Origin of the sequence: Undibacterium hunanense (genome assembly GCF_014284335.1) — a bacterium.
Taxonomy (GTDB): domain Bacteria; phylum Pseudomonadota; class Gammaproteobacteria; order Burkholderiales; family Burkholderiaceae_D; genus Undibacterium; species Undibacterium hunanense.
The window spans coordinates 1-5,891 of sequence record NZ_JACOGF010000029.1 but is presented as its reverse complement, the minus strand read 5'-3'; the positions used below and the strand labels follow the sequence as shown (position 1 = coordinate 5,891).

The following is a 5,891-nucleotide window of genomic DNA, read 5'->3' as shown; positions in this document are numbered from 1 at the left end:
GAATTAATAAACTGCCCGATGAGCGTCACCGCATCCGTGCCCGACTGTGCCAGCAACTGATTGAAGGTTGCGGCATCCGGTGCATGGCCCAGCAGCCCGATATAATCCAGCGTCAGCGAGACCTTGGATTGGGAACTGGTCTTGAACTCCGTCGATTCTGTGAAGCCCGCCAGCAAGTCACCCCGGGTGACCCCACTGTTGAGTTGCCCCAGCCAGTACGCCTTACCGGCCGTGTCTGAGCTTCTGTGTAACACATTCTGGTACACCCGGTCCACAAAGGCACTGTTGTCCAGACTGCCATAGGTACTCTGGAACTCCGTACTGGCCACGAAGGATGCACTGATCTTGCTCAGATTCATGCCCGCCTTCTCTTGCTGTATCCAGTACGCCAGCCCATCACGGTCCGGCAAACGATCAAAGGCACCAAAGTACAGACGCGTCAGGCTACCGATGCCCGTCTGGAACTCGGATGATGCCATGAAGGATGCAGCCACCTGTGCCCGTGTCATCTTGCCACTGTCAATCTGCTGCTGCCAGTACTGCACCCCGGCCGTATCGGCTTCGCGGAACAGCACATCGCGGTACAACTGCATGGCAAACATGTCTGCGCGGTGCAAGACATCATTGTCTTTCACCAGCGGATTGGTGCCCATTTGCAGTTCCACCGCATCTGGAATGCCGTCGCCATCCTTGTCATTCGGCAAACCGGTGACCGGTGTGGTCGGCACCGTCTTGAAGCCCAGTGCCCCCGTCAGCAAGATCTTGCCATTGGCCAGGCCATCGGCATCAAAGGTGCTGCCATCCGTGACCTTGAAGTCCACCTTCAGTTTGCCGTTGACGGTAGCGATATTGGTGGCGATGTTGACCCATTCCCCCGCCTTGTTCTGTACCCAGTAGCCATTCACCGGTGCCAGCGCATCCGTGTAGAGCGACATGGTGGCGTCGCCACCAGTGGTGCCGCCTTCTATCTGTACCGTCAGCAAGCCATACGGCATCGACATGTCCGCCGGTATTGTGGTTGGTGCCGGCGTGGTCAGGGTCTTGGTCTGTGGCAGTTGCTGGGCATTTGCCAGTGTGACGTAATGACCTGCCCCCAGCGTACTGGTCCATGGCAGGGAACTGACATTCTTCTGCGACTGATCCGGGATACCGTCACCATTGCCATCGCCATTGCCGGTACCGTTGAGGTTGGGGACGGCGTTTTCTACACGTTGCGGGATGCCATCACCATCGGCATCAGAATCACCCGCATTGCTGTTGTCGGTGGTGTTGTTGATGGTAAAGGTCTGCGAGATGGTCGGCCCGCCATTGCCGGCCAGATCTGCCACCCGCACCTTGAGGGTATTGCTGCCACCCAGTACCTGATTGGCCAGCGACCAGCTGGTGGCACCGGTGGCCGCGGTGGTATTGATCCAGGTACTGCCATTGTCGAGCGAGACCTGCACGGTTTCACCGGCCAGCAAGCCGGTACTCAGGGTACCGCTGATGGTTTGTAATGAAGCAGTCGTGATGAAGTCGGTGCTGCTGACGCCATCGTCATTGGAGAACTTGAGATTACCGGCACTGGTGGTCGGGGCGGTATGGTCCACCTGGTACAGCTGACCGCTAAAGCCGCCACTCAAAGGCAGGCTGGCGGTGTCGATAATACCGGTGCCCGAGGTTTTAAGGTTCAGGCCCAGGCTGCCATCGCCTGTCAGGCCTGTAATCCTGACGCTATAGGTGGAGGCATCAAGCTGGGTGACGCTGCTGATGGTCCCCGTTGCGCTGCCGGTGGTGGCCAGTACAAAGGCGGCGACATTCACGCCAGTAACGGCTTCACTGAAGCTGACTTTGTAATCGGCAGTGCCGAGATTGGTGTTTTCTGGGTTGATGCGGGTAATGCCGGTGACTGTTGGCGGCACATTGTCACCAACGGTGATGCTCAGGCTCTTGTCATAGGTGGCACTGGACGCATCCGTGGCGCGGACCAGTACGGTGTAAGTGCCCGGGGTCATGCCCAGCGGGTTCTTGGCCACCAGGCTGGTACCGGAGATGATGAACTTGCCATTGTCGCGGTCATTCGTGCCATTGCCCGCCACCAGACTAAAGCTGGCGGTGTCACTCGGGTTGGGGTCCGTCGCAGAGAGCGTGCCGACACTGGTGTTGTCCGGGGAACCTTGCAGGATGGTGGCCGGCAACAAGCTGATATTGGTCGGTGCTGCATTGATGCCAGTGGCAATGACGGTGGTGGTGTTATTGAGTACGGCAGAAGCAATACCGTCATTGGCACTGATGGTAAAGGTGGTGGTTTCGGTACTGCCCACAGGGACACGACCCGCCGCCGGCTGGAACACCAGGCCACGGATGGCCGCCTGGACTGCGGCCGGGCTACCGGCTGCATGGGTATAGGTCAGGCCGCCATCGGCGGTCGAGAAGCCAGTGGCGGCTAATGAAGCGGCTGTGAAGGCACCTTTGGCAGCAACATCGAGGGTGATGGTGATGGTTTCTGAGGCGCCGGCATCCGGGTCGGTGATGGTGACTGCAGCAAACGGAGAAACCGTGGTGGTTTCGGTCACGGTCTGGCCAGCCACGACGCCACCGATGGTGGGGGCGACGTTGTTGCCGGTGACGGTAATGCCATTACCAAACAGGTCTGCGATGATGACGGACACGTCAGCACCGGTATTCCAGTCTTCCAGCATACCGAGGTTGTAGGTGGTGCTGTCGGTGGACGAGGTGCCATCCTTGTTCATCCGCAACGCCAGGGCCGCCCTGTCGGTGGCACTCATGGTCATGGTGAAGCTGGTGTTGGAGCTGATGTCGACGTTGGCGGTATCGGTCAGGGTGTAGTTAAAGGCACCCTGGCCCAGGAAACGGATGCGGTTGGCGGTGATGTCGTTGGTGGCCCCTGTCAGGCTCAGGAAGTTGTTACCCGTGACCACCAGCACACCGGTGGCGACGTTGTAGGTCGCTGAGGTGACGGTTGGTGCCACGACATTCGAGACGGTAATGCCATTGCCGGTCAGGTCGGCGATGACAACCGCTGCATCAGCACCGGCATTCCAGTCTTCTGCGGCAATCAGGTTATAGGTATTGACACTGGTGGAGCTGGTGCCATTCTTGTTCATGATGAGATTGGCACCCAGCCGGTCCGCTGCACTGAGGGTCAGTGTGAACGAGGTGGCGGAGGTGATCTCAACATTGCTGGTAGTGGTCAGGGTATAGCTGGTACCGCCTTCACCTTGCAGGCTGAACTTGTTGGCGACGATGTCATTGGTGGCCCCTGTCAGACCTTTGAGGCCGGTTCCTGTCACGGTCAGTACGCCAGTGTTGGCGTCGTAGGTGGAGGAGGTGATGGTCGGGACCGGGACATTGGAAACGGTAAGCGCTGCGGTGGTGACGGCGATATTGCCGCCGGTAATGGCGCTGTCCCAGTCATCGGCTGCTGCCAGGTTGTAAGTCGTGCCGTTCGTGGATGTGGTGCCGTTCTTGTTGAACAGGGCTTCCACCGCAGCCTGGTCAGCACCGGCCAGGGTGACTGCAAAGCTGGTGCCACTGGTAATTTCAACATTGCCGGTGGTGGACAGGGTACGTGTGACTGCGCCTTCGCCTGTGATGGTCAGGGCCGTGACAGTAATGTCATTGGTGGCACCGATGGTCTTGACCAGGCCAGTGCCTGTGACAGTCAGGATGTGGGTGGTGACGTCATAGCTTGCGGAGGTGATCGTTGGGGCGGCCACGTTGGAGACGTTGACGGCATTGCCGGTCAGGTCAGCACTGGAGGTGGTGGTGGCGTCCCAGGATGCAGCAGCTGCAAGGTTGAAGGTGGTGGTATCAACCGCAGTGGTGCCGTTCTTGTTCAATATGCCATTGATGGCCAGTTTGTCAGCGGCGTTCAGGGTGACGGAGAAAGCCGTGGTACTGCTGGCGGTGACGTTGGCAGTGGTCAGGGTATAGGAACCGGCCTGGCCTGTGAGCGATAATTTACTGACATCAATGGTGTCGCCACCGACGATGTTGACGGCGGAGACGGACAATATGCCGGTCGCTGCATCGTAGCTGGAACTCAGAATACTTGGTGCGGCATTGGCGACGGTGATGCCGTTGCCGGTCAAATCCTGGATATTGCCACCAGTGATGACGCTGTTCCAGTCGTCGGCTGCGGCAAGGTTGTAGGTCGTGGCGCTACTGGCAGACGATGTGCCGTTTTTATTGAGCAGGGCATCGACACCGGCGATATCGGCACCGGCCAGGGTAAAGGTGAAGCTGGTGGCCGAGGTGACTTCGACATTGCCGGTGGTGGAGAGGGTGTAGGTCGCACCACCTTCACCAGTAATGGTGAGCTTGGTAATCGTGACGTCATTGGTGGCACCGATGGTTTTAACGAGGTTGGTGCCGGTGACGGTGAAGACGTGGGTGGTACCGTCGTAAGTTGCGGACGTAATCGTTGGTGCGGTGACGTTGGATACGGTCACGGCATTACCTGTCAGATCAGCACTGGAGGTGGTGGTGGCATCCCAGGATGCGGCTGCTGCGAGGTTGAAGGTGGTGGTATCAACTGCTGCTGTGCCGTTGTTGTTCAGGATGCCATTGATGGCGAGCTTGTCGGCGGCGTTCAGGGTGACGGAGAAGGCGGTCGCACTGCTCGCAGTAACGTTGGCGGTGGTCAGGGTGTAGGAACCGGCCTGGCCAGTCAAAGACAGCTTGCTTACATCAATGGTGTCGCCACCGGCGATGTTGACGGCGGAGACACTCAGGATGCCGGTGCTGGCATCGTAGGTGGAACTCAGTATGCTTGGTGCGGCATTGGCGACGGTGATGCCGTTGCCGGTCAAATCCTGGATGTTGCCGCCGGTGATGACGCTGTTCCAGTCGTCGGCTGCGGCCAGATTGTAGGCAGTGGCACTACTGGCAGACGATGTGCCGTTTTTATTGAGCAGGCTATCGACGGCGGCAATGTCTGCACCGGCCAGGGTAAAGGTAAAGCTGGTGGCGCTGGTGATTTCGACGTTGCCAGTGGTGGACAAGGTGCGGGTGGCACCGCCTTCGCCGGTGATGGTCAGCTTGGATATGGTGATGTCATTGGTCGCGCCTATCGTTTTAACCAGATTGGTGCCGGTGATGGTGAAGACGTGGGTAGTACCATCATAGGTTGCGGACGTAATGGTTGGTGCGGTGACGTTCGATACTGTCACGGCGTTGCCAGTCAGGTCGGCGGCTGATGTCGTGGTGGCATCCCAGGATGCAGCGGCTGCGAGGTTGAAGGTGGTGGTATCAACCGCTGCTGTGCCGTTGTTGTTCAGGATGCCATTGATGGCGAGCTTGTCAGCCGCGTTCAGGGTGACGGAGAAGGCGGTGGCACTGCTGGCGGTGACGTTGGCGGTGGTCAGGGTGTAGGAACCAGCCTGGCCAGTCAAAGACAGCTTGCTTACATCAATGGTGTCGCCACCGGCAATGTTGACGGCAGAAACGCTCAGGATGCCGGTGCTGGCATCGTAGGTGGAACTTAAAATACTTGGTGCGGCATTCGATACCGTAATGCCATTGCCAGTCAGATCAGCGATGTTGCCGCCGGTGATGACGCTATCCCAGTCGTCGGCTGCAGAGAGGTTATACGTCGTTGAACTACTGGCGGAGGACGTGCCGTTCTTGTTGAGCAGGGCATCGACGGCAGCGATGTCGGCACCGGCCAGGGTAAAGGTGAAGCTGGTGGCAGAAGTGACTTCGACGTTGCCAGTGGTGGACAAGGTGCGGGTGGCACCGCCTTCGCCGGTGATGGTCAGTTTGGATATGGTGATGTCATTGGTCGCGCCGATGGTTTGAACCAGGTTGGTGCCGGTGACGGTGAAGACGTGGGTGATGCCATCATAGGTTGCGGACGTAATCGTTGGTGCGGTGACGTTGGATACGGT

General features: G+C 58.6%; 1 protein-coding gene. It reads right to left on the bottom strand.

What is annotated here, in order from left to right:
• On the bottom strand, positions 1 to 5,891 hold a 5,891-nt coding region (locus tag H8L32_RS27125; RefSeq protein WP_186950996.1), incomplete at both ends, for a DUF4214 domain-containing protein.